22 protein-coding genes are annotated in these 22,974 nt (G+C 73.3%); 6 read left to right on the top strand and 16 right to left on the bottom strand.

What is annotated here, in order from left to right; translation table 11 throughout:
* Positions 1-46 precede the first annotated feature (46 nt).
* Genes ACJJVL_RS04545 through ACJJVL_RS04515 form a run of 7 tightly spaced genes read right to left on the bottom strand, consistent with a single transcriptional unit; the run spans position 47 to position 7,195 of the window.
* The gene (locus ACJJVL_RS04545) at positions 47-1,225 is read right to left on the bottom strand and encodes an ABC transporter substrate-binding protein (protein WP_405217130.1); all 1,179 of its coding nucleotides are present in this window, start codon (positions 1,223-1,225) and stop codon (positions 47-49) included.
* A 38-nt stretch (positions 1,226-1,263) separates the two neighbouring features.
* Positions 1,264-2,103 (bottom strand): ABC transporter permease, encoded by an 840-nt coding sequence (locus tag ACJJVL_RS04540; protein WP_405217129.1) that lies wholly within the window; start codon positions 2,101-2,103, stop codon positions 1,264-1,266.
* Positions 2,100-2,912, bottom strand: coding sequence for an ABC transporter ATP-binding protein (locus ACJJVL_RS04535; protein WP_405217128.1), 813 nt, complete (start codon positions 2,910-2,912; stop codon positions 2,100-2,102). The genes ACJJVL_RS04540 and ACJJVL_RS04535 overlap by 4 nt, the downstream gene beginning before the upstream one ends.
* Entirely contained in the window at positions 2,909-3,784 is an 876-nt protein-coding gene (locus tag ACJJVL_RS04530; protein ID WP_405217127.1) for an ABC transporter permease, read from the bottom strand. The genes ACJJVL_RS04535 and ACJJVL_RS04530 overlap by 4 nt, the downstream gene beginning before the upstream one ends.
* A 4-nt stretch (positions 3,785-3,788) precedes the next feature.
* Positions 3,789-4,841 (bottom strand): TIGR03842 family LLM class F420-dependent oxidoreductase, encoded by a 1,053-nt coding sequence (locus ACJJVL_RS04525; RefSeq protein ID WP_405217139.1) that lies wholly within the window; start codon positions 4,839-4,841, stop codon positions 3,789-3,791.
* Positions 4,842-4,899: 58 nt separating this feature from the next.
* Positions 4,900-6,336 carry a dihydropyrimidinase gene (gene hydA, locus ACJJVL_RS04520; protein WP_405217126.1) on the bottom strand — a complete coding sequence of 479 codons (1,437 nt, stop codon included), beginning with the start codon at positions 6,334-6,336 and terminating at the stop codon, positions 4,900-4,902.
* Positions 6,337-6,346: 10 nt separating this feature from the next.
* On the bottom strand, positions 6,347-7,195 hold the full coding sequence (locus ACJJVL_RS04515; protein WP_405217125.1) for a nitrilase-related carbon-nitrogen hydrolase: 849 nt from the start codon (positions 7,193-7,195) through the stop codon (positions 6,347-6,349).
* A 142-nt stretch (positions 7,196-7,337) separates the two neighbouring features.
* Between ACJJVL_RS04515 and ACJJVL_RS04510 the strand changes: the two genes are divergently transcribed.
* The 4 genes from ACJJVL_RS04510 to cofD are packed head-to-tail and all read left to right on the top strand — an operon-like array spanning position 7,338 to position 11,492.
* Entirely contained in the window at positions 7,338-8,336 is a 999-nt protein-coding gene (locus ACJJVL_RS04510) for an ABC transporter substrate-binding protein (RefSeq protein ID WP_405217124.1), read from the top strand.
* Positions 8,333-9,415 carry an iron chelate uptake ABC transporter family permease subunit gene (locus ACJJVL_RS04505; RefSeq protein ID WP_405217123.1) on the top strand — a complete coding sequence of 361 codons (1,083 nt, stop codon included), beginning with the start codon at positions 8,333-8,335 and terminating at the stop codon, positions 9,413-9,415. The genes ACJJVL_RS04510 and ACJJVL_RS04505 overlap by 4 nt, the downstream gene beginning before the upstream one ends.
* Complete coding sequence (locus tag ACJJVL_RS04500; protein WP_405217122.1) at positions 9,412-10,353, top strand: ABC transporter ATP-binding protein; 942 nt, start codon at positions 9,412-9,414, stop codon at positions 10,351-10,353. Before ACJJVL_RS04505 ends, ACJJVL_RS04500 begins: the two co-directional genes overlap by 4 nt.
* Positions 10,350-11,492, top strand: a complete 1,143-nt coding sequence (gene cofD, locus ACJJVL_RS04495) for a 2-phospho-L-lactate transferase (protein ID WP_405217121.1) — start codon at positions 10,350-10,352, stop codon at positions 11,490-11,492. Before ACJJVL_RS04500 ends, cofD begins: the two co-directional genes overlap by 4 nt.
* Positions 11,493-11,615: 123 nt before the next feature.
* Here cofD and cofC read toward each other — a convergent pair whose 3' ends face one another.
* From cofC to ACJJVL_RS04460, 7 genes are all read right to left on the bottom strand, one after another.
* Complete coding sequence (gene cofC, locus ACJJVL_RS04490) at positions 11,616-12,221, bottom strand: 2-phospho-L-lactate guanylyltransferase (RefSeq protein ID WP_405217120.1); 606 nt, start codon at positions 12,219-12,221, stop codon at positions 11,616-11,618.
* A gap of 103 nt (positions 12,222-12,324) precedes the next feature.
* Positions 12,325-14,595 (bottom strand): transglutaminaseTgpA domain-containing protein, encoded by a 2,271-nt coding sequence (locus ACJJVL_RS04485; protein ID WP_405217119.1) that lies wholly within the window; start codon positions 14,593-14,595, stop codon positions 12,325-12,327.
* A complete protein-coding gene (locus ACJJVL_RS04480) occupies positions 14,592-15,683 on the bottom strand; it encodes a DUF58 domain-containing protein (RefSeq protein ID WP_405217118.1) in 1,092 nt (363 codons plus the stop codon). The genes ACJJVL_RS04485 and ACJJVL_RS04480 overlap by 4 nt, the downstream gene beginning before the upstream one ends.
* Before the next feature lie 62 nt (positions 15,684-15,745).
* Positions 15,746-16,672 (bottom strand): AAA family ATPase, encoded by a 927-nt coding sequence (locus ACJJVL_RS04475; protein ID WP_405217138.1) that lies wholly within the window; start codon positions 16,670-16,672, stop codon positions 15,746-15,748.
* A gap of 44 nt (positions 16,673-16,716) precedes the next feature.
* Complete coding sequence (cofE, locus tag ACJJVL_RS04470) at positions 16,717-17,553, bottom strand: coenzyme F420-0:L-glutamate ligase (RefSeq protein WP_405217117.1); 837 nt, start codon at positions 17,551-17,553, stop codon at positions 16,717-16,719.
* Positions 17,550-18,032: a pantetheine-phosphate adenylyltransferase gene (coaD, locus tag ACJJVL_RS04465; RefSeq protein WP_405217116.1), complete on the bottom strand. Its 483-nt coding sequence runs from the start codon at positions 18,030-18,032 to the stop codon at positions 17,550-17,552. The genes cofE and coaD overlap by 4 nt, the downstream gene beginning before the upstream one ends.
* 72 nt (positions 18,033-18,104) lie before the next feature.
* Positions 18,105-20,339: an ATP-dependent DNA helicase RecG gene (locus tag ACJJVL_RS04460; RefSeq protein ID WP_405217115.1), complete on the bottom strand. Its 2,235-nt coding sequence runs from the start codon at positions 20,337-20,339 to the stop codon at positions 18,105-18,107.
* A gap of 78 nt (positions 20,340-20,417) precedes the next feature.
* On the opposite strand from ACJJVL_RS04460, the gene rsmD reads away from it, so the two are divergent.
* Positions 20,418-20,990, top strand: a complete 573-nt coding sequence (rsmD, locus tag ACJJVL_RS04455) for a 16S rRNA (guanine(966)-N(2))-methyltransferase RsmD (RefSeq protein WP_405217114.1) — start codon at positions 20,418-20,420, stop codon at positions 20,988-20,990.
* A 16-nt stretch (positions 20,991-21,006) separates the two neighbouring features.
* On the opposite strand, the gene thiL is transcribed toward rsmD, so the two are convergent.
* Positions 21,007-22,029 (bottom strand): thiamine-phosphate kinase, encoded by a 1,023-nt coding sequence (thiL, locus tag ACJJVL_RS04450; protein ID WP_405217113.1) that lies wholly within the window; start codon positions 22,027-22,029, stop codon positions 21,007-21,009.
* A gap of 53 nt (positions 22,030-22,082) precedes the next feature.
* On the opposite strand from thiL, the gene ACJJVL_RS04445 reads away from it, so the two are divergent.
* Entirely contained in the window at positions 22,083-22,544 is a 462-nt protein-coding gene (locus ACJJVL_RS04445) for a DUF3515 domain-containing protein (RefSeq protein WP_405217112.1), read from the top strand.
* Between the two features lie 32 nt (positions 22,545-22,576).
* Here the strand turns inward: ACJJVL_RS04445 and ACJJVL_RS04440 are convergent, their stop codons facing one another.
* A complete protein-coding gene (locus tag ACJJVL_RS04440; protein ID WP_405217111.1) occupies positions 22,577-22,948 on the bottom strand; it encodes an SseB family protein in 372 nt (123 codons plus the stop codon).
* Positions 22,949-22,974: the final 26 nt, after the last annotated feature.

The following is a 22,974-nucleotide window of genomic DNA, read 5'->3' as shown; positions in this document are numbered from 1 at the left end:
GACCCGGAGCGGGCGCCGATGTGCTCGGCGCCCGCCCCGGCGCCGGCTACTGGCCGCCCTCCTGCAGCTCGACCTCGATGGGCGCGTAGTCGGCGCCGATCACGTCGACGCCCTCTGCCTCGAGCTCGTCGAGTGCCTGCTGCACGTACTCGTTCGTCCACGCGCCGTCGTCCGGCTCGGCCGTCAGCACGGTCGCGCCATCCTGGTTGGCCGTGTTCATGGCGATCTCGACCGTCTGCTCCCACGCGGCCTCATCGATGAGGCCGATGCCGCCCTCTGCCGGCCACACGAGCCGGTTCGTCTCGTTGACCATCCACAGCTGGTGCGAGGCGCCGAGCTGGCTGCCCGCGTCGACGACGATCTGCGCCGTCTCCTCCGGGTTGTCGCGCGCGTACATCCAGCCCTGGATCGACGCCTTGATGAACGCGACCGTGGTGGCCTGGAACTCCGGGTCCTCGAGCCGGTCGGTGGCAGCCCAGATCGAGTCCTGCAGCATCGCGGTGCCGACGTCGTTCCAGTCGAGCACCGAGAAGTCCTCGGCCGTGTACAGCTCGCCCGTGTCGGGGTTCACGCTCTCGAGCAGCTGCGCGTACTCGTTGTAGGTCATCGCCTGCGCGGCGTCGATGTCGCCGGAGAGCAGGCCCGACATGTCGAAGGCCTGCTGCACGAGCGTGACGTCGGTCATCGGGTCGAGCCCGGCCTCGGTGAGCGCCGCGAACAGCTCGAACTCGTTGCCGAAGCCCCAGGAGCCGACGTTCTTGCCCTCCAGGTCGGCGACCGAGTCGATGCCGGCATCGGCGAACGACACCTGCAGGGTGCCGGAGCGCTGGAAGATCTGCGCGACGTCGGTGATCATCGCGCCCTGCTCGCGGCTGGCGAGCGCCTTCGGCACCCACGCGATCGCGAAGTCGGCGGAGCCGCTCGCGACCGCGGTCTGCGGCACGATGTCGGCGCCGCCCTCTGCGATGGTCACGTCGAGCCCGGCCTCCTCGTAGAAGCCCTGGTCGAGCGCCGCGTAGTAGCCGGCGAACTGGCCCTGCGCGAACCACTGCAGCTGCAGCGTCACGGGGGTGAGCTCGCCGTTGCCCTCACCTGCCGGCCCCGACTCGGTCGGCGCGGCGCCCGGCGAGCAGGCGACGAGGATGGCGGATGCGGTGGCCGCGACCACCGCGAGGAGCGTGCGGCGGCGCTTCGATCGACCGGGCAGTGCTTCGTTGCGTTGCATGGTGCTCTCGATTCTGGGGTTGATGCTGCAGGAAGGGATCAGGTGATGGGAACGCGCGCCCAGCGGCTCGCGAGCCGCTCGGCGAGCAGGGTGACGCCGTAGAAGATCAGGCCGAGCGCGATGGAGGCGACGACATACGCCCACGCGCGCGGGTAGCCGGATTGCGCGGCGGCGCTGGCGATGCGGCTGCCGAGCCCGTTCTGCAGGCCGCCGAAGTACTCGGCGACGACCGCCGAGATCACGGCGATCGACGACGCGATCGTCAGGCCGCCGAAGACGTAGGGCACCGCGCCCGGCATCGTCACGATGCGCGTCGCCTGCCAGCCGCTCGCGCCGTACGCGCGCATCAGGTCGAGGTGCACGGGACGCACCTGCCGCAGGCCGCGCAGCGTGGTGATGAACACGGGCACGAACGAGGCGATCGCGACGACCAGGATGCGCGGCATCTCGCTGGTGGCGCCGTACATCGTCTGCAGCACCGGCGCGAGCGCCACGATCGGCACGACCGCGATCGCCGCCACGAGCGGCGCCACGAGCTGATCGATCCATCGCACGCGCGACGCGAGCGCCGCGACGACCACGGCCACGACCGCGCCCAGCAGCAGGCCGATGAGCGCGTTCGAGCCGGTCGCGAGCGTCGCCTGCGCGATGCCGCCGAAGGCCGAGACGAGCTGGTCGACGATGGCGCTCGGCGCCGGCAGCAGGTAGGGCTGGATGTCGAGCAGGTGCACAGCCCCTTCCCACAGCCCGAGCCCGGCCGCCCCGAGCGCCGCCGGGGCGGCGAAGCGCACCCAGCCATGCTCGCTCCAGTGCCGCCGCGCGACCCTGCCCCCGCCCGCCTGGCGCAGCGCGATCTGCCTGGTCGCGGTGTCGGTCATCGCGACTCGACCCCCCGCGTGCCTGCGCCCGGCACCGGGGCCTCGCGGCCGTGGAGAGCCTCGCGCACCGCCGTGACCGAGCGGAAGAAGGCATCCGACTCGCGCATCGACTCGGCGTCGGCGGCAGGGTCCGGCCGGTCGACGTCGATGATGTCGGTGATGCGGCCGGGCCGCGGACTCATGACCACCACCCGGTCGGCGAGGAAGACCGCCTCCGGGATCGAGTGGGTGACGAAGACGACCGCCGCCTCGGTCTCGGTGCGGATGCGCAGCAGCTCGCCCTGCAGCCGCTCGCGGGTCATCTCGTCGAGAGCGCCGAAGGGCTCATCCATCAGCAGCAGGCGCGGGTGCTCGGCGAGCGAGCGAGCGATCGCGACGCGCTGCTGCATGCCGCCGGAGAGCTGGTCGGGGTGGTGGTCGGCGAAGTCGCCCAGCCCCACCAGCTCGACGAGCTCGTCGGCCCGCGCCCGGCGAGCAGCGGCGGATGCGCCATGCAGCTCGAGCGGGAGCTCGACGTTGGCGCGCACCGTGCGCCACGGCAGCAGGCCAGCCTGCTGGAACGCGATGCCGTACGCGCGCTCGAGACGCGCCTTGCGGGCGGGCATGCCGAACACGCGCACCTCGCCCGCGCTCGGCTCGTCGAGATCGGCGATCAGCCGCATGAGCGTCGACTTGCCGCAGCCGGAGGGGCCGATGAGCGCGACGAACTCGCCGTCGGCAACGTCGAGGCTCACCTCGTCGAGCGCCCGCACCGTGTCTGTGCGGGTCTCGAACACCTTCGTGACGCCTGCCACCTCGACCGCGCTCATCGCGCCTCCGCTCTTCGGTAGTTGTGGAGCATCAGCCCCGCGAGTGCGACGGCGCCCGCCGCCACCAGCCCGAGCACGACGGCGCCGGCGATCGGCGCCCATGCCTTCGCGGGATCGGAGGAGCCAGACTGGGCGTACTCGACGATCAGCCTGCCGATGCCGCCGCGGGCACCGGTGGAGACCTCCGCAACGACGGTGCCGATGATGGCGGTCGCGGTGCCCAGCCGCAGCGCGGCCAGCAGGTGCGGCACGGCCGCCGGCAGCCGCAGGTAGCGCAGCGTCTTCCACCAGCCGGCGCCCTGGGCGCGGAACAGGTCGAGGTGCGCCTGCTCGGGGCTGCGCAGCCCCCGCAGCGTGCCGATCGCCACCGGGAAGAAGGCGAGGTAGGAGGCGATGACGGCCACGCTCATCCACCGCTCCCATTCGAACGGGCCGAGCTGCAGCTTGCCGCCCCACGCCACCACGAGCGGCGCGAGGGCGATGAGCGGCACGGTCTGGCTGAGGATGAGCCAGGGCAGCATCGCTCGGTCGGCGAGCAGGAACCGCTGCATGAGCAGCGCGAGCAGCACGCCGACCGCGGCCCCGATCAGCATGCCGAGGCCCGCGATGCCCAGCGTCGAGGCGGCCGCCTTCGCGACCGCCACGATGACGACCTCGCCGCTGGCGCTCGAGGCCGGCTGGAAGGCGCGCGCGACCGAATCCCACACGTGCGGCATCGCCAGCTCGGTGGTGCGCGGCAGCAGCACCGTCTCCCCGATCACGACGCCCTCTGCGGGGCCGAGCAGCTTGTAGCCCTCCCACAGCACGCCGAGCGCGAGCACGCCGAGGGCACCGAACAGGATCGCCCGGCTCCTCCCGCCGCTCAGCCGCAACGAGTCACGACCTCGCCGCGGTGTGCTCGCGCAGCGCCGGGATGATGCGCTCGCCGTACTGGCGCAGCGTCTCCTCCTTGTCGTCGTGCATGACGTAGGCCGCGAACTGATCGACGCCGAGGTCCTTGAGCCGCGTGAGCTTCTCGATGTGGTCATCGGCGTCGCCGAGCACGCAGAAGCGGTCGACGATCGCATCCGGCACGAAGTCGACGTGATCGTTGTCGGCCTTGCCGTGCGAGTTGTAGTCGTAGCCCGCGCGCTGCTCGATGTAGTCGGCCAGATCCTTGGGGATCACGCCCGCCTCGCCGTCGGTGCCTGCCGCCTTCCCGTAGCGGGCGACGATGTCGGCGACGTGGTTGCCGACCATGCCGCCGAACCAGCGCGACTGCTCGCGCTGGTGGACGATGTCGTCGCCCACATAGGCGGGCCCGGCGACGCAGATCTTGATGGACATCGGGTCGCGGCCGGCGTTGTCGGCGGCGCTGCGCACGTGGTCGATCATCCACTTCGTGATCTCGGGGTCGGCGAGCTGCAGGATGAAGCCGTCGGCGACCTCGCCCGTGAGCTTCAGCGCCATCGGGCCGTACGCGGCGACCCACACCGGCAGCTCGGAGCCGTGCGACCACGGCAGCCGCAGCGTCACCGGCGAGCCGTCGGCGGCATCCACCTCGACCTCGCGGCTCGATCCCAGCTCGCGGATGACGTGCACGGCCTCGCGCAGATCCTTCAGCGTGGTGGGCTTGCCGCCGCCGACGCGCACCGCCGAGTCGCCGCGGCCGATGCCGCAGATCGTGCGGTTGCCGTACATCTGGTTCAGCGTGGCGAAGACGGATGCGGTGACCGACCAGTCGCGCGTCGCCGGGTTCGTGACGAACGGGCCGACCGTCACCCGCCGGGTGGCGGCGAGGATGGCCGAGTGGATGACGTAGGGCTCCTGCCACAGCACGTGGCTGTCGAAGGTCCACACGCTGTCGAACCCGTGCACCTCGGCCAGCTGCGCGAGCTGCACGGTGCGGCTCGCCGGCGGGTTGGTCTGGAAGACGGCACCGAACTGCATCATGCTCCGATCGGTCGAGGGGTCGGGGGCGCCGTGTCCTCCACGGGCTTCGCGCGCGTCACAGCAGGTACTGACTGAGGCCGCGCTTCACGTACGCGCCGTCGCCCGCCGTGCCCAGGTACGCATCCCCATCGACGATCACGCGCCCGCGGCTCATCACGGTGTCGACGTGGCCGTCGATCTCGTAGCCCTCCCACGCGGAGTAGTCCATGTTCATGTGGTGGGTCTTCTCGAGCCCGATCGAGGTGTGGCCAGCCGGGTCGTAGACGACGATGTCGGCGTCGGCGCCGGGCTGGATGACACCCTTCTTGCCGTACAGGCCGAACATGCGTGCCGGGGTGGTGGCGGTGATCTCGACCCAGCGCTCGGGGGTGAGGTGCCCGTCGACCACGCCCTGGAAGAGCAGATCCATGCGGTGCTCGACCGAGCCGATGCCGTTGGGGATCTTCGAGAAGTCACCCAGGCCCAGCTCCTTCTGGTCCTTCATGCAGAACGGGCAGTGGTCGGTGGAGACCATCTGGATGTCGTTGGTGCGCAGCGCCGTCCACAGCTCGTCGCGGTGGTGCTCGTGCTTCGAACGCAGCGGCGTCGAGCACACCCACTTCGCACCCTCGAACTCGCCCCACCGGTCGCCCTTCGCGCCCAGCTGGTCCTCGAGCGAGAGGTAGAGGTACTGCGGGCAGGTCTCGCCGAAGACGTTCTGCCCGCCGTCGCGGGCGGTGGCGATCTGTGCGACCGCCTGCTTCGCGCTCACGTGCACGACGTAGAGCGGGGCGCCGGTGAGGTTGGCCAGCATGATCGAGCGGTGCGTCGCCTCCTCCTCCATCTGCCAGGCGCGCGCGATGCCGTGGAAGTACGGGTCGGTCTTGCCCTGAGCGAGCAGCTGCTGCGCGAGCACGTCGATCGCCGGCCCGTTCTCGGCGTGCATCATCGTCATCAGCCCGGTGTCGGCCGAGACCTGCATGGCCTTCAGCACCTGCGCGTCGTCGGAGTAGAAGACGCCCGGGTAGGCCATGAAGAGCTTGAAGCTCGAGACCCCCTCGTCGAGCAGCCCGCGCATCGCCGTGAGCGAGGCCTCGTTGACGTCGCCGATGATCTGGTGGAAGCCGTAGTCGACCGCGCAGTTGCCCGCGGCCTTCTCGTGCCACGCGGCCAGGCCGTCCTCCACCCGCTCGCCGTACTTCTGGATCGCGAAGTCGATGATGGTGGTCGTGCCGCCCCAGGCCGCCGCCCGGGTGCCGGTCTCGAAGGTGTCACTCGCCTCCGTGCCGCCGAAGGGCATCTGCATGTGCGTGTGGGCGTCGATGCCGCCGGGGATGACGTACTTGCCCGTCGCATCCACCACCGTGTCGACGCTCTGCTTCAGGTCGGTGCCGAGCAGCTGGCTGCCGGGCTCGAGCACCGCGCGGATCGTCTCGCCGTCGACGAGCACGTCGGCGAGCGAGCGGCCGGTGGCGGAGACGACGGTGCCTCCGGTGATGAGGGTCGTTGCCATCGCGCGCCCCCTACGGCTTCGCGATCTGGGTGTAGGCGTCGGGCCGGCGATCCCGGTAGAACTGCCAGTCGTCGCGCATCTCCTTGACGAGATCCATCTCGAGGTCGCGGATCAGCAGCTCCTCGCTCGTCTCGGAGCCTCGCTCGCCCACCCAGTTGCCGCGCGGGTCGATGACCTGGCTGGTGCCGTAGAAGTCCACCGCGAGCTCGCCGTACTCGTTGTCCTCGCGGGCGACCCGGTTGGGCTGCAGCACGAAGTAGCCGTTGGCGACCGCGGCAGCGGGTCCCTCCACCTCCCACAGCCGGTTCGAGAGGCCGGGCTTGGTGGCATTCGGGTTGAAGACGATCTGGGCGCCGGAGAGGCCGAGCTCCCGCCAGCCCTCCGGGAAGTGCCGGTCGTAGCAGATGTGCACGCCGACCTTGCCGACGGCGGTCTCGAACATCGGGTAGCCGAGGTTGCCGGGGCGGAAGTAGAACTTCTCCCAGAAGCGATCGAGGTGCGGCAGGTGGTGCTTGCGGTACTTGCCGAGGATGGTGCCGTCGGCATCGACGACGACCGCGGTGTTGTAGTACACGCCGGTCTGCTCCTCCTCGTAGATCGGGAGGATGGTGACCATGTGCAGCTCCTTCGCGAGCGCCGCGAAGCGCTGCACGATCGGGCCGTCGGCCGGCTCGGCGTAGTCGTAGTACTTCTTGTCCTGCGTGATGCCGAAGTATGGGCCGTAGAAGAGCTCCTGGAAGCAGATGATCTGCGCGCCCTGCTCCGCGGCTTCCCGCATGAAGGCTTCGTGGCGATCGAGCATCGACGCCTTGTCGCCCGTCCACGTCGTCTGGGTGATCGCTGCGCGAACTGTCGTCATGGGGGTTCCTCAACTTTCTCCGCCTCGTTGCGGATCGGTCTCCTGAGTCTGTCCTGCCGCGTTACAGTGGTCAAGCGCCGGGCATCACCTCCGCGCGCGAACCGCATGATCGTTCGCGTCAGCCTGCCCTGGAGGCCATTCGATGCCCGAAACCCGCCGCATCCCGCATGCTCGAGTGCTCGTTGCCGCCGTCTCGGTGGGGATGATCGCCCTCGTCGGCTGCAGCGCGCAGCCCTCGGCCGGCGGGCCGACGACCGAGCCGACGACTGCTGGATCGGCGCCCGCGGTCGAGGACTGCGGCGTGCTTGTGCCGCCGATGGCACAGCCGGCGGAGCGGATCGTGGCGATCAAGTCGACCGCCGCAGAACTGGTCGTCGCGCTCGGCCTCGGCGACGCGATCGTCTCGACGGCGTTCCTCGACGGGCCGCTGGCGGGGCTCGACGGCGCACCCTTCGACGCGCCGACGATCGAGGGCATGCCCTCGAGGGAGGCCGTGCTGGCCCTGGAGCCGGATGCGGTGGTGGCGGGCTGGGAGTCGGCCTTCGCCCCCGAGGCGGTCGGCGATCGCGAGCAGCTGCAGCAGCTGGGCGTGCAGACGTGGGTCTCCCCCGCCGCCTGCTGGTCGACCGACGTGCCCGCGCTGACCTGGGACGCGCTGTTCGACGAGTTCAGCGATGCCGGCGCGGCGCTCGGCGTGCCGGATGCGGGCGCCGCGCTCGCGCAGGACCAGCGGGATGCGCTCGCGGCGATCGCGCCGGTCGAGACCGGGGCGCGGGCGCTCTGGTACTCGTCCGGCGAGGATGCCCCGTACGTCGGTGCGGGCTCCGGCGCCCCGCAGCTCGTGCTGGATGCGGCCGGGCTGACGAACGTGGCGGCCGACATCGACGAGACCTGGACGACCATGTCGTGGGAGGCGCTCGCCGCGAGCGACCCCGACGTGATCGTGCTGGTGGACGCGCCCTGGCACACGGCAGCGTCGAAGATCGATCGGCTGCGGGCGAACGCGGCGACGGCGCAGCTCGCTGCCGTGCAGCAGGAGCGCTTCGTGATCGTGCCATTCCCCACCGCCGAGGCGGGCGTCGGCACGGTCGACGCCGTGCAGCTCGTCGCCGACGACGTGCGCGCAATGGATCTCGAATGACCCGCACCGCGCCCGTCGAGCTCTCGCCCGCGGCCGCCGAGAGGAGCGGATCGGGGCCGCAGCCGCCCGTCCGCGCGCGACGCCGTCGCTGGTGGGCGCTGCCGCTGCTCGCCGCGCTGCTGCTGGCGGTCGCACTGGCCGCGGTCTGCGTGGGCGCCGCGGGCATCGCCCCCGCGGATGCGCTCGCCGCGCTCGCCGCCCGCGTCGGCATCGGCACGACGCCGCTGGGCACCGTGGACGACGCGATCATCGTCGACCTGCGGCTGCCCCGAGTGCTCACGGCCTGCGCAGTCGGCGCCGGGCTCGCGATCGTGGGTGCCGTGATGCAGGCGCTCGTGCGCAATCCGCTCGCCGACCCGTACCTGCTGGGCGTCTCCTCCGGCGCCTCGGTCGGCGCGGTGCTCGTGCTGATCGCCGGGCTCGGCGTGCTGCTGCCGGTCGCGGCCTTCGCTGGTGCGCTGCTCGCGCTGCTGGCGACCCTCGGTCTCGCGGCCGCCGCGGGCGGTGCGACACCCACCCGGACGGTGCTCGCCGGCGTCGTCGTCGCATCCGCCGCCGCTGCGCTCGTCTCGCTCGTGATCTTCTGGAGCGCCGCCGGCGACGCGTTCCGCGAGATCCTCGCGTGGCTGCTCGGCTCGCTCGCGTCGATCGACTGGTCGAGCGCGACGATCGCGCTCGCCGGGGCGGCGCTCGCGCTGCCGCTGCTCGCGACCGGGCGGATGCTCGACGCGCTCGCCCTCGGCGACAGCGCCGCGGGCGCGCTGGGCGTCGACGCCCGCCGCACCCGCTGGGCGCTGCTGATCGGATGCGCGCTCGTCACGGGCGTGCTGGTGTCGGTCTCGGGCGCGATCGGCTTCGTCGGCCTCGTGGTGCCGCACGCGGTGCGGCTGCTCGTTGGCGCCTCGCACGCGCTGCTGCTGCCCGCATCGGCGCTCGGCGGCGCCACCGTGCTGCTGCTCGCCGACACCGTCGCGCGCGCCGCCTTCGATCCGCGCGAGCTGCCGGTCGGCATCGTCACCGCGCTGCTCGGCGCGCCGATCTTCGCCGCGCTCATGCTCACCGGGCGGGTGCGCACATGAGCGACCGCGAAGGCGGGCGCAGCGCCGATGGGCGCGGCGTCGGTGGCTCGAGCGCAGCCGGGACCACCGCAGCAGGGCTGAGCGTTGCAGGGCTCACGGTCGCCGTGCGCGGCCGCACCCTCGTCGACGACGTCAGCTGGAGCGCCCCCGCGGGTCAGATCACCGCACTCGTCGGCCCGAACGGCGCGGGCAAGTCGACCATGCTCCGTGCGATCGCGGGCGTCGTCCCCGAGCGCGCCACCATCACGGGCGCCATCCACCTGGACGGCGAGCGGCTCGACACGAGCCCCGCGCGTCGGCGGGCGCGCAGGATCGCGCTGGTCGAGCAGCTCACCGACCCCGTGCCGCAGCTCACGGCTCGAGAGGCCGTGCGCCTGGGCCGCACACCCCATCACCGCATGCTCGGCTTCTCGCTCGGCGACGACTGCCTCGTCGACGCCGCGCTCGCCGAGGCGGGAGCGACGCCGCTGGCCGAGCGCCGCCTGGGCGAGCTCTCGGGCGGCGAACTGCAGCGCGTGCACCTCGCCCGTGCGCTGGCGCAGCAGGCGACACCCGCTCCTCGGTTCGCACCTGCCGGCGTCCCGAGACACTCCCCGGCCGCACTGCTGCTCGACGAACCCACCAACCACCTCGACGTGGCCTGGCAGCTCGACCTGCTCGAACTCATCCGCCGCATTGCCGTCGACCGGCCCGTGGTGCTCACGGTGCACGACCTCGCGCTCGCCGCCACGCACGCCGATCGCGTCGTGCTCGTCGACCGCGGCCGGGTGGTCGCGGCGGGCAGTGCGGATGTCGTGCTGACACCCGAGCGCATCCGCCAGGTCTACGGCGTCGAGGCGTCGATCGACGCCGACCCCGCCGGGGTCGCGATCCGCTACCGGCGGCTGGACGTCGGCGCGAACGATGCGAGGACGCACCTGAGGGGGCACAGCTCATGAGGATCACCGTGCTGGCAGGAGGCGTGGGCGGCGCCAGGTTCACGCTCGGCCTGCGCGAGGCGCTCGCCGCCGACGCTCGCGACGCCCCCTCTCACCCCCTCTCCCACCCTCACCCTCACCCTCACCCCCACCCCCACCCCCACGTTCGCAAAGATGTCGCTATCGGCTCGGATGCCGCAGCGTTGCGCGCCGATAGCGACATCTCTGCCGCCGCCGATCGCGCAAACGCCGCGGAGCGCGCGAGCGACGCCCCCGCCGAGCACGACATCACGGTGGTCGCGAACGTGGGCGACGACATGTGGCTCGCGGGTGTGAAGGTGTGCCCCGACCTCGACTCGCTCATGTACGCGCTCGCGGGCGTCAACGACGACGAGCGCGGATGGGGCCGGGCGGGCGAGAGCGAGCGGGTGGCGGGCGAGCTCACCGCCTACGGCGTCGGCTGGCCGTGGTTCACGCTCGGCGACCTCGACCTCGGCACGCACCTGGCGCGCACCTCGCTGCTGCGCGATGGCGCAACCCTCACCGAGGCGACCGCGCAGCTCTCCGCCCGCTGGCAGCTCGGCGCCACGCTGCTGCCGGTCACGAACGACGAGGTGCCCACGCACGTCGTCACCGACGAGGGCATCCTGCACTTCGAGGAGTGGTGGGTGCGCACGCGCGCGCAGGCGCCCGCCTCGCGCTTCGTGCAGCACGGCCTCGAGCGCGCGCGCATCTCGCACGCGGCGCAGGCGGCGATCCACGATGCGGATGTGCTGCTCATCGCGCCGTCGAACCCCGTCGTCTCGATCGGCACCATCCTCGGCATCCCGGGGGTGCGCGACGCGCTGCGGACGGCGTCTGCGCCCGTCGTCGGCGTCTCCCCGATCATCGGGGGCCGAGCGCTGCGCGGCATGGCCGCGACCTGCCTCGGCGTCATCGGGGTCGAGGCGGATGCCGCGGCGGTCGCCGAGCACTACGGCGCACGGTCGCGCGGCGGCCTGCTCGACGGCTGGCTCGTCGCGGAGGAGGACGCGGGCGGCCTGGGGCGCCTCCGCGACCTGGACATCCGCGCCGAGGCGCGCCCGCTGCTGCTGACGCCCGGGGGTCCCGCAGCCCAGGTGGCGCGCGACGCGCTCGCCCTCGCCACGGCGCTCGCCTAACGGCCGCAGCCCTCGCCCAGGCTCGCCCAGCGACCGCAGCGCGTCGCGCCGGCGCCGGTCAGGCCGCGAGCGCCGCCCCGCCCAGGCTCGCCCAGCGACCGCAGCGCGTCGCGCCGACGACGGTCAGGCCGCGAGCGCCGCCTCGACCAGCACGGCCTCGGTGTGCTCGCCCACGCCCAGCTCGATCGCGACGTGCAGGTCGGCGAGCTCGTCGACGTCGACGCGCAGTCCGGAATCCGGCGGCACCGCCAGCTCGACGTGACCGGCCCGTCGATGCAGCTCGGCGGATCCCGGGCCGAAGTGCGCCCGCAGCCCCTCGGGCCGGTGCGCGGCGAGCAGCGTGGTGCCGGTGGCGATCGCATCGGGCACGTAGGAGCGCGGCTGTCGCTCGGCGAGCTCCAGCGCGGCATCCAGAGCATCCGGCGTGAGCGCCGGCAGGTCGCCGAGCATCACGGCGATGGGCCGATCGGGAGCGAGCGCCGCCACGCCAGCGCCGATCGCCGCGAGCAGGCCGCGAGCCGGGTCGTCGACGACCTCGATGCCCGGCAGGTCGTCCGTGACCGCAGGGTCGCTCGTGACGACCACGACGCGGTCGACGGATGCGCTCGCGCACGCCGCGGCAATGGTGTCGCGCGCGAACGCGACCGCGAGCGCCGCACGCGCGTCCCCCGCGTCGAGGCGCGACTTGCCGACCGAGCCCTTCACGGGGATCACGATCGACCACAGCATGCCGAACAGCCTACGTCGGGCCGGATGCCTCCTCGTGCCACGGGCGCTCAGCCGGTGCTGCACGAACTGCAGCGGCGTGCCGGGGCGGGCGGAGCGAGATCGCTCAGCGCTCCTCCGCGGCCACCACTCTGAGCAGGCTGGGCGGCAGCGCTGCTGCGAGCAGTCGGCGCCACCAGCGCGCCCCGGCCGCCAGGGCCCGCCGCACGGTGCGCACGTCGTCGTCCACCGCGCCGCGCTCCCTCGCGCCCGCGTCGAACACCGCCCGCTCTGCGGCCAGCCGCACGCGATCCGCGGCGCGCGCGGCATCCACGGGCACCCGTGTCGCGATCGCGGCGTGCACCTCGCCCGGCGTCGCGGATGCCGGCAGTCGCTCCCCCAGATCGGCGAGCGACGCGCGCAGCTCCAGCCACCCGCCCGGCGGGCCGCGGCGAAGCCGCACCGCGCGCAGCACGGCCCGTGCGATCGCCGGCAGCGCCAGCAGCAGCAGGATCGCGAGCACGGTCAGGATCGCGCGAACCAGCGCCGGATCCAGCACCGGGCCGGCCTCGCCCGGTGCAGCGCCATCGGAGGGCGTCGGCGCTGTGGAGGGCGTCGACGGCGAGTCGGTCGGGGCAGCGGTCTCGGTCGGCTCCGGGCTCTCGGTCGGCGCGGGCGTCTCGGTGGCCGTGGGCTCGGGGCTGGCCGTGACCTGACCGCCCTCGGGGCTCGCCGTCCCGGTGCCCGCACCGGGGGTCGTCTCGACGCGCACCCAGCCGGCACCGTCGATCCAGGCCTCCGCCCACGCGTGCATCTCATTGGTGGAGACGGCCCACCCGCCGGCGATCTCGCTGCCGGGCAGGAAGCCCACCACGACGCGCGCCGGCACCCCGGCGCCGCGCAGCAGGCCGGCGCTGGCGCTCGCGTAGTGCACGCAGTAGCCGCTGCGCGTCTCGAGGAACCCCTCGAGCGCGTCCCAACCATCGCCGCTCGCACCGGCGAACCCCGGCAGGTCGAGCTGCTCGGAGTAGCTCCAGAGCCCACCGGTCATGAACGCGTGCACGGCGTTGACGCGCTGCATCGCGGTCATCCCCGGCTCGACGAGGGCGGCGCCCCGCGCCTGGATGGCCGACGCAGCCTCCGGCATCGCCAGGTAGGGATCATGGCCGGTCGAGCGCGAGCCCTCCGAGATCTGCGCCAGGCCCGGCGATCGCGAGCCGAGCGCGGTGTACTCGAGCCCGCCCGTCTCGACGTCTGCGCTGATGCGCAGCGCGTCGTTCGCCCGATCCCAGCTCGAGCCCGTCGGTGCCCGCACGCCGCTCGCGCGCTCGGGCATCGGCAGGCTGAGGGCGCGGATGTCGGCCAGCCGGAACGTCATCTGCATGCCCGCGCCGCTGTCGGCACCCTCGACCAGCACACCGGGGCTGCCCGTCTCCGGCTCCCCCGCCTCGAAGCCCTCCTCCCCTGCCAGTGGCAGCGTCATGAGGCGTGTGACGGTCGGCTCGCCGTCGGTCGTGGAGTAGGTGAACACCGGCCGATCGGCTGGTCTGCGCAGCTGATCGCCGAGGTCGATCTCGGCGTCGAGCACCGGCGTCGCGGGCGTGAAGAGCTCCTCCAGTGTCGGCAGGTCGATCTCGGTCTGGTTGGGCGCTGGCGCGAGCAGCGGCACAGCCGCCGACAGCACCGCTGCCACGCCCACGAGCGCGAGCGGTGCGAGCCAGTCGCGGCCGGACGCCATCCGCTCGTCGAGCGCGGGGGCGACGAGCACGAGCGCTGCGGCGATCACGCCGGGGATCGCGTGCCACCAGGGCACATCGATGCGGAACGCGATCGGCAGCGCCAGCGGTGCTCCCGCGGCCACGACCGCGAGCGCCGGCACGCGCAGCGTGTGGCCGAGCACGTCCACCAGCAGCGCGAGCATGATCGCGCCGGTGACGACGACCGCGAGCACGGCGCCGGCTGCGTCGATCGGCGTCGACTGCGCCCACGCGATGTCGACGATGCCGCTGTTCAGCGCCTCCAAGCTCTCGCTGACCGACTCGGGCGTCGGCACGAGCCCCAGCACGGCGGTCTCGCTCGCGGTCATCCCCGTCACCCATGCGACGCCGACCACCGCCGCCGCGAGCGAGCCCAGCAGCGGCCACGCCGAGCGCACGAGCGCGGCGACAACGGCCATCGAGCCGACCGCGAGCACGGCCGGCACCAGCCACGACTGCCCGATCACCGAGATGGCCGACCACAGCCACGCGACCGGCAGCAGCGCGAGCGCCACGGTCTCGACCAGACCGGCGCGGATGCGATGCGGGGGGCTCGCGACCTCGTCTTGCGCGTCGCGGGGGGCGCCGGTCGTCGCGTCCGGGTGCCGCGGTCGCGAGGCAGCGGCATCCTGCGCGGTCACGACAGCTCCCGTACCGGGCCGACCCGGTCGATCCAGCGGTGGATGCGCACGCGCGAGCCCGGCGGCACGCGCACCGGAGGCGCATCGCGGCGGGCGACCAGCCAGAGCGTCGATCCCGGCGGCAGCGTCCAGGGCTCCGGCGCCGCCTCCTCGAGGGCGATCACGTACGAGGGGATGCCTTCGCGCGGCCTCGGCACCTCCGGGGCGGTCGCCTCCATCGATGCGAACGCCGCGAGCGCGGCCTGCAGGTCGCGCCAGTCGGCGCGCGCGATGCTGGGCTCGCCTGTCTCCCGCACGATCACCGGGCGCTCGCCGCCGGCCAGCGCTCGGATGAGCGAGCAGGCGGCACGTGCGAGACGATCCTGGGCTTCGCGGTCGCACCCGGCAGCCGACGCCGTATCGACCACCACGACGTCGTCGTCGTGCGCGGGGTTCGCCTCCTGCCGCACCATCAGCTGCCCCCGCTTGGCGGACTGGCGCCAGTGCACGCGGCGCTGCGGATCGCCCGTGCGCCATTCGCGCACCATCGCGTCGACGCTGTCGGCCATGCGCGACAGCGCCGGTCGCCCGTCCTCGCGGGTGGAGCGCAGCGACGCGGGACCGAGCCGCAGCACCTCCGGACCCACCACGAGGCTCGCCAGCGGGTCGACGGTGCGGGTCGAGCGCATGACGCGGAAGGGGTCGAGCACGACCACGTCGACGGGAGCGAGCCGCCACCGGCCGCGCGGGTGCCCGCCCAGATCCACCTCGGCGCCTCCCTCGCGGTCGAACTCGCCGTCGAGCAGCACCGAGTGCTCCGGCCCCGGCATCCAGGTCGACCAGGTCGCACCGGCATGCCGTCGATCGCCCACGATGCGCAGCGACGCTGCCTGCCACTCCTCCAGCACGCCGGGCAGCGCGAGCCGCACCGCGCCGACGGCGCCGATCGCCCACCATGCCCCGAGCAGCACGACAGCGAAGCAGAGGGCGGCCGGCACCAGGATGATGACCTGCCGCTCCCAGTACGCGGCCACGAGCAGCAGCACGCCGGCCAGCAGCAGCCCCGCGCCGCGCGCGGTGAGGCGCGCCCGCAGCCGGACCGCGGGCAAAGGCCCGGCGCGCCCTGCAGCGGCCGCGCGCCGCCGCGGTCGGGTGCGCTCGCCTGCGGCCATCAGCGCATGACGGGGGCGACCGTCGCAGCGAGCGCCTCTGCCACGACCGTGCTCGCCTCGCTGGCGCGCGCATGCGGATCATGCATCACCAGGTGGTGCGGCAGCACGTGGCGGGCGAGCGCCTTCACGTCGTCGGGCGAGAGCCAGTCGCGCCCGAGCAGGTGCGCGTGGGCCTTGGCGGCGCGCACCAGCTGCAGGGTGGCGCGCGGGCTCGCGCCCAGCCGCACGTCGGCGTGCGCACGGGTCGCGCGCGCGATGCGCACGGCGTAGCGCTCCACGAGCTCGTGCGCCCGCACGGCTCTCGCGGCATCGATCTCGGCCTGGAATGACGTCTCGCCCATCACCGCGCGCACCGCGTCGAGGGGCTGCGCGGTCTCCCGCGCCGACACCATCGCGTGCTCGGCATCCTCGTCCGGGTAGCCGAGCTCGAGCCTGGCCATGAAGCGGTCGCGCTGCGCCTCCGGCAGCGCGTAGGTGCCCTCCATGTCGATGGGGTTCTGGGTGGCGACCACCAGGAACGGCCGCGGCAGCACGTGGGTGACGCCGTCGACCGTGACCTGGCCCTCGGCCATGCACTCCAGCAGGGCCGCCTGCGTCTTGGGGCTCGCCCGGTTGATCTCGTCGGCGATGACGATGTTGGCGAAGACCGGCCCGGGCTGGAAGCGCAGCTCGCCGCTCGTCTGGTCGAGCACCGACATGCCGGTGATGTCGCTCGGCAGCAGGTCGGGCGTGCACTGGATGCGCCGGACGGTGCCGCCGATGGCTGCGGCGAACGCGCGGGCGAGCTGGGTCTTGCCGACGCCCGGCACGTCCTCGAGCAGCACGTGGCCCTCGGCGAGCAGCACCGTGAGCACGGTGCGGATCTCCTCGCGCTTGCCAGCGATGACGCTCGCGACCGCGCGCTCGATGCGCTCACCGGCCGTCATCGCGTCCGCGTCCACAGCGGTGTCCGTGCCGGAGCCCACGGCGCTCACGGGCGGATCCCCGCCGACGCCTGCGCCGACCGGATCCCGGCCTCGACGCCTGCCCGATATGCCTCGTCCGCGCCCATCCGGAACATGTCCTCCTCCTGCGGCCGCACGAGCCGCGCGGCGCCGGGCTCGTCGAGGTCGCCCACGTGGCGCCCCATCCCTCGCACCAGCACCACGGGCACGCCGTCGCTCTTGCCCGCCACCAGGTCGGCGGCTCCGGCGATCTCGTCGGCGACCGCGGGCGCCGTGACGGCGAGCGGCCGACCGCTCGCATCCAGCTGGCCGGAGAGCACCTCCAGCACGCGGATGCCTGCGGCTCCGATCGCCACATCGGTCTGGCCCACGCGCCACGCACGGCCGAGCGTGTCGGTCACGAGCACGCCGACGCGCACCCCGAAGCGCGCGCGCAGCGCCTCGGCGATCGCGCGCGCAGAGGCATCCGAGTCGACCGGCAGCAGCAGGATCGTGCCCTCGTCGGTGTTGGAGGCGTCGACGCCCGCGGCGGCCAGCACCAGGCCGGTGCGATGCTCGACGATGCGCGTGACGCCGCCCGGGTAGGCACGCGAGGCCACCAGCCGCACCGACTCCTCGTCGATCGCCTGCTCGCGCTCGTCCGCGGCTCGGATGCGCCCCTCGGCCTTCGAGACGATCTTGCTCGTGACGGCCACGATGTCGCCGTCGCGCAGCCCGAGCGGCTCGAGCGCGTCGCCGATCACCGTCGGCAGGTCGTCCCCCGCACGGATCTCACCCATGCCGCGCACCGCGGTCAGCTGCAGGTCGGCTGCGGGCGGCTGCCCCGGAACCTGTCCGAGCTCGGCCGACGCGACCGCGGTCATCGCTGCTGCAGCCGGGTGGCGACAGCTCGCGGCACGTAGGGGCTGATGTCGCCGCCCAGCTCCGACACCTGGCGCACGAGGCTCGAGGAGACGTGCGCGTTCTCGGGGTTCGGCAGCATGAAGATGGTCTCGACCCCCGCGAGGTTGCGGTTCACGATCGACATCGGCGTCTCGTAGGAGAGGTCCGTGGACGAGCGGATGCCCTTCACGAGCACGTCCGCGCCCACCTGCTGGCAGTAGTCGACGAGCAGCCCCATCGACCAGTTGGTGATGCGCACCCGGCCCTCGATGCGCGCCTCGTCGATCGAGCGCTCGATGAGCTGCTCGCGCTCGGGCACCGGCAGGAACGCCCGCTTGTCGGGGTTGTGGGTGACGACCACGTGCACCTCGTCGAAGATCTTCGCGGCTCGCGCGATGACATCGATGTGACCGAGGGTGATGGGGTCGAACGAACCGGGCACGACAGCGATGCGGGGCATGTCGTCCAGCCTAACCGCCCGCGGGCGGTGGACGCGGGCGGCATCCCGCTCGCGCAGGGATGCGGCGCTGTACTACGCGGTGACGAGCGCGGCGCGGGCATCCGGATCGAGCCTGGCATGGACGGCCAGCCGCAGTGCGCTGTGGCGCTCCAGCGTCGGGTCGTCGGCGAGCACCCGCTGCGCCGCGTCACGCGCCGCCTCGATGATGCTGCCGTCGCGCGCGACCCGCAGCACCTTGAGCCCGCTCCGCCCGCCCGACTGCGCGACGCCCAGCACGTCGCCCTCGCCGCGCTGCTCCAGGTCGACCTCCGCGAGCTCGAAGCCGTCGAGCGTGCCGGCGACCGCATCGAGCCGCACGCGCGCGTCGCTCTCCGGATCGACGGACGTGACGAGCATGCACAGGCCGGCGTGCTCTCCGCGGCCAACGCGGCCTCGCAGCTGGTGCAGCTGCGAGACGCCGAAGCGGTCGGCCGAGAGCACCACCATCATCGTCGCATTCGGCACGTCGACGCCGACCTCGATCACCGTGGTCGCGACCACGACGTCGATCTCGCCGTCGCGGAACGCCGTCATCACCGCGTCCTTGTCCTCGGTCGACATGGCGCCGGTGAGCGCCTCGATCCGGCGGCCCGCGAGCGCCGGGCTCGCGCGCAGCTGCTGCAGCGTCGTGCTCACGTCGTCGACGAGCGTGGGCGTGGCGCGGGGCGGCGCGGCTCCTGGCGCCCCGGTGCCGTCGGCCGCATCCGGTGCGACATCCGCATCGTCGGCGCGCGGTGCGATGCCCTCCAGCGCGCCCGGCGAGATCGCCGGGCAGACGACGAAGGCCTGCCTGCCGTGCTCGAGCTCCTCCTGCATGCGGTGCCAGATGCGGTTGAAGACACCGACGTTCGACTTGTCGACCACGAAGGTGCGGATGGGGCTGCGGCCGGCGGGCAGCGAGCGGATGGTGGAGACGTCGAGGTCGCCGAACGCCGTCATGGCGATGGTGCGAGGGATGGGCGTGGCGGTCAGCACGAGCGTGTGCGGATGGAGACCCTTGGAGCGCAGTGCCTCGCGCTGCGCGACGCCGAATCGGTGCTGCTCGTCGATCACCACCAGGGCGAGCTCGGCGAACGAGGTCCGTTCGCTCAGCAGCGCGTGCGTGCCGACGACGATCCGAGCCTGACCCGCCGCGATCCGCAGCATGGCGCGCTTGCGCTCGGCGGCCGGCAGCTGACCGGTGAGGAGCGTCGGCTGCAGCTCGGCGGCGAGAGCCGGCCCGAGCGCGCGCGTGATCGAGCGCAGGTGCTGCACCGCCAGCACCTCTGTCGGGGCAAGCAGCGCCGATTGGCCGCCCGACTCTGCGACCGCCAGCATGGCGCGGGTGGCGACGACCGTCTTGCCAGAGCCGACCTCGCCCTGCACGAGCCGGTGCATGGCTGTGCCGCTCGCGAGATCAGCGGCGATCGACGCCCCGGCCGCGCGCTGATCGTCGGTGAGCTGCCACGGGAGCGCCGCGTCGAAGCGCTCGAGCAGCGGACCCGGATGCCGCGGCGCCGTCGGCAGGGTGTCGAACCAGTCGCGCGTGGCCAGGAGGTAGGTCTGCAGCAGGAAGGCCTCGTGCCAGGCGAGCGAGTGCCTGGCTCGATAGGCCTCCTGCTCGAGCGTGGGCGCGTGCGCCAAGCGCAGCGCCTCGGTGAGCGGCAGCAGCGAATGCTCGGCGCGCACCGCCTGCGGCACGGGATCGGGCACGTCGCCGAGCGCGTCGAGCGCGAGCGCGACGAGCGCCTGCACCTTCGTGGTCGGGAGCGTCGCGGTCGCGGGGTAGATCGGCACGGGCTGGTTCGCCCACTGCTCGGCGTCGATGCCCTCCGCCTCGTCGAACAGCTCGACGTCGGGGTGGGCGAGCTGGCGCTTGTCCTGGTAGACGCCGACCGTGCCGGAGCAGAGCGCGGTGACGCCCTGGTGCAGCTGCTCGCCGCGCCACCGCTGGTTGAAGAAGGCGAGCTCGAGCTCACTCTCCCCGTCGGTGATCGTGACGCGCGTCAGCGAGCGATGCCGTCCGCGCGGGTCGCGCTGCAGGTCGCGATGCTCCACGGAGGCGACGCGCGCGACCACCGTGACGTGCTCGCCGGGCACGAGGCTGGCGAGCTCCGTGAGCTCGCCGCGCTTCGCGTAGCGACGCGGCAGGTGCCAGACGAGATCGCCGAGCGTCGTCATGCCGAACGCGCGCTCGAGCTTGCCGGCCGGCCCCTTGCCGAGCACGCGTTCGAGCGGCCGCTGCAGCCCGTCGGGCAGGGCGGAGCCGCTCGCATCCTTCTTCGCCACGATGCCAGCGTATGGCGAGCCGCCCACACCCCGCCGCCGTGCGCGCGTGCGGCGGCCGCGATGCGCGAGGATGGCGGCATGACGCGCATCATCGGAGGCCTCGCCGGCGGCGTGCGGCTGCACGTGCCGCTGCGGGGCACGCGCCCGACCTCCGAGCGCGTGCGCGAGGCGATGTTCAGCGCGCTCGACGCGCGCAGCGAGTGCGATGGCGCCAGGGTGCTCGATCTCTTCGCGGGCTCCGGCGCGCTGGGGCTCGAGGCCGCCAGCCGGGGTGCCGAATCGGTCGTGCTGGTGGAGCGAGACAAGGCGGCGGCGAAGGTCGCGCAGCGCAACGCGGCCGCGGTGGCGGCATCCGGGGCCGCGCTCGCAGTCGTCGAGGCGGTGGCGGCAACCGCGTTCCTGCATCGATCCGCTCGCAGCTTCGACCTGGTCCTCGTCGACCCGCCCTACGACCTGCCCGACGGCGAGCTCGACGCGGTGCTCATCGACCTCGCACCGCTGCTGCAGCATCCGGCGACCGTGGTGGTCGAGCGTGCGCGCAAGGCAGGGCCGCTGGATCCGCCCGGCGACCTCGAGGTGGAGCGCACGCGCGACTACGGCGACACGCGCCTGCACTACCTGACGACCGTGGGCGCGCCCGCCGACCGCTGACGAGGCGCGGTCGTGATCAGGCGCGGTACGGATCCCAGCCGCGTGGCTCGAGTGGCGCGCCGTCGAGCGTGACGCCCGCCGCCTGACCCTCGTCGAGCGACTCCACGCGGCCGAGCCGGTGCACGGCATGCCCCGCCAGTTCGGCCGGCGGCGCGAGGCCATGCGGCAGCGTGCACAGCAGCGCGTGGTCCTCGCCGCCGTGGAGGGCGGCCTCGAGGCTGGCGCCGAGCGCCAGCGCGTCCCGCGCGGCGCCTTCGACACCCACGCGGTCGAGGGCGATGCGCACCCCGGATGCACGCGCGACGCGGGCCGCATCGAGCGCGAGGCCGTCGGAGACGTCGAGCATCGCGGTCGCGCCCAGCTCGCGCAGCAGCATGCCGGCGGCGACCGGCGATACCGGTGCGAGCTGCGCGGAGACGGCGCGGCCCTGCGGCCCCGTCCGCAGCCGCTCGGCGGCCTCCCGCGCCGGCTGCGCCGCCTCGTCCTGCGCCCGTGAGAAGAGCAGCCGCAGACCCGTGGCCGCGAGGCCGACCCCGCCGACGCACCACACGGCATCCGTCGGTCTCGCGCCCGACCGCAGCACCGGTGCAAGGCCCCGAAGGTCGCCGAACGCGGTGACGGCGATCGTCGCGTGCGGAGCGGTGCCGAGGTCGCCGCCGACGACGCCGCAGCCGGGCGCCATCTCGGCGATCGCGTCGGCCATGCCGCGGGCGAAGTCCTCCAGCGCCGACACCCGAGTGGACGGTGCGACCGCGAGCGCGACCACGAGCGAGGTCGGGCGGGCTCCCATGGCGGCGACGTCGATCAGATTCGTGGCGATCGCCTTCCATCCCAGGTCGTGCCACGACGACCAGCCGAGCCGGAAGTCGGCGCCCTCGAGCATGGTGTCGGTGGTGACGACGAAGCGGCCGTCGGCGGCGCGCACCACCGCGGCATCGTCGCCGGGCCCGATCTCCGTCACGTCGCCCGTCGGCAGCAGCGGCAGGAAGCGGCGCAGCGTCTCGAGCTCTCCGGCCTCGTGCAGCGTGGGGTCGTCCATGACCGCAACGCTAGCCCGGCGGCCGCACGCTCGGTGATCGGTAGGCTCGTCTGGTGCCTCGCATCCGCATCCTCGCCGCCACCGCGCTGGTCCTGCTGGCCGTCGCCGGATGCGCGAGGACCGTCTCACTGCCGCCCGCCGACCAGGCGTCGGATCCGGGCTGCGCCGAGGTGATCGTCACGCTGCCGGAGACGATCGGACGCGAGGGAGGCCTCGAGGTGCTCGAGCGCCGAACCACGACCGCGCAGGGCACGGCGGCCTGGGGCGATCCGAGCGCGGTCACGCTGCGATGCGGCATGCCCGTGCCGGCGCCATCGACGCTGCAGTGCGTCTCGGTCGGCGGCGTCGACTGGCTGCAGGTGGGACAGGAGGAGAGCGTGTTCACGTTCGTCTCCTACGGCCGCGAGCCCGCCACCGAGGTCGTCATCGACACGGCCATGGTGACGGGAGCGACAGCGCTCGACGCGATCTCGAGCTCGGTGGACCGCACCGAGCTCGTGGGAGCCTGCACCTAGCCGTCCGTCTGCGGCGCTGTCGCCAGCTCGGCTCAGTCGCGCTCGGCCGCCCCGGCCTGCGCGTCGAGCGCGATGACCTCGGGCAGGAACACGCGCCCGTCGTCGTGGCCGGGGTCGAGCACGATCGCGTGGCCCGCGGGGATGCCAGCCGCGAGCTCGGCGCCGGTGAGCTGCAGGTGGTGGCGCGTGCGCGTGGCGAAGCCGCCGATGCGGGAGGTGGCGGTGAACGCCACCACCAGCTGCATGTCGCGGTGCGGCAGCACCAGGAACTTGCCGGAGCCGGGGTCGCGAGGGTTCTCCACCACCGCCGGCACCACGAGCTCGGCGTCGCGCACGATCGCCCAGGCACCGGCGTGGTCGGTGGTGTCGATGGTCTGCAGCGCGGCGAGGGTGGGGTTGGCCATGCCGTCCATGCTGACAGACGGAGGCG

This window comes from Agrococcus sp. Ld7 (assembly GCF_045064095.1).
In the GTDB taxonomy this organism is placed as follows: Bacteria; Actinomycetota; Actinomycetes; order Actinomycetales; family Microbacteriaceae; genus Agrococcus.
The sequence above is the reverse complement of the archived record's forward strand: the minus strand, read 5'-3'. Positions and strand labels throughout refer to the sequence as shown.

Bases quoted from the DNA above. Each gene is read 5' to 3' on its own strand.
- cofE (WP_405217117.1), bottom strand. From the start codon at position 17,553: ATGACCGCGGTCGCGTCGGCCGAGCTCGGACAGGTTCCGGGGCAGCCG.
- cofC (WP_405217120.1), bottom strand. From the start codon at position 12,221: ATGCTGTGGTCGATCGTGATCCCCGTGAAGGGCTCGGTCGGCAAGTCG.
- coaD (WP_405217116.1), bottom strand. From the start codon at position 18,032: ATGCCCCGCATCGCTGTCGTGCCCGGTTCGTTCGACCCCATCACCCTC.
- ACJJVL_RS04525 (WP_405217139.1), bottom strand. From the start codon at position 4,841: ATGCAGTTCGGTGCCGTCTTCCAGACCAACCCGCCGGCGAGCCGCACC.
- ACJJVL_RS04515 (WP_405217125.1), bottom strand. From the start codon at position 7,195: ATGACGACAGTTCGCGCAGCGATCACCCAGACGACGTGGACGGGCGAC.
- ACJJVL_RS04500 (WP_405217122.1), top strand. From the start codon at position 9,412: ATGAGCGACCGCGAAGGCGGGCGCAGCGCCGATGGGCGCGGCGTCGGT.
- cofD (WP_405217121.1), top strand. From the start codon at position 10,350: ATGAGGATCACCGTGCTGGCAGGAGGCGTGGGCGGCGCCAGGTTCACG.
- hydA (WP_405217126.1), bottom strand. From the start codon at position 6,336: ATGGCAACGACCCTCATCACCGGAGGCACCGTCGTCTCCGCCACCGGC.
- ACJJVL_RS04535 (WP_405217128.1), bottom strand. From the start codon at position 2,912: ATGAGCGCGGTCGAGGTGGCAGGCGTCACGAAGGTGTTCGAGACCCGC.
- ACJJVL_RS04545 (WP_405217130.1), bottom strand. From the start codon at position 1,225: ATGCAACGCAACGAAGCACTGCCCGGTCGATCGAAGCGCCGCCGCACG.
- rsmD (WP_405217114.1), top strand. From the start codon at position 20,418: ATGACGCGCATCATCGGAGGCCTCGCCGGCGGCGTGCGGCTGCACGTG.
- ACJJVL_RS04505 (WP_405217123.1), top strand. From the start codon at position 8,333: ATGACCCGCACCGCGCCCGTCGAGCTCTCGCCCGCGGCCGCCGAGAGG.
- ACJJVL_RS04510 (WP_405217124.1), top strand. From the start codon at position 7,338: ATGCCCGAAACCCGCCGCATCCCGCATGCTCGAGTGCTCGTTGCCGCC.
- ACJJVL_RS04540 (WP_405217129.1), bottom strand. From the start codon at position 2,103: ATGACCGACACCGCGACCAGGCAGATCGCGCTGCGCCAGGCGGGCGGG.
- thiL (WP_405217113.1), bottom strand. From the start codon at position 22,029: ATGGACGACCCCACGCTGCACGAGGCCGGAGAGCTCGAGACGCTGCGC.
- ACJJVL_RS04475 (WP_405217138.1), bottom strand. From the start codon at position 16,672: ATGACGGCCGGTGAGCGCATCGAGCGCGCGGTCGCGAGCGTCATCGCT.
- ACJJVL_RS04440 (WP_405217111.1), bottom strand. From the start codon at position 22,948: ATGGCCAACCCCACCCTCGCCGCGCTGCAGACCATCGACACCACCGAC.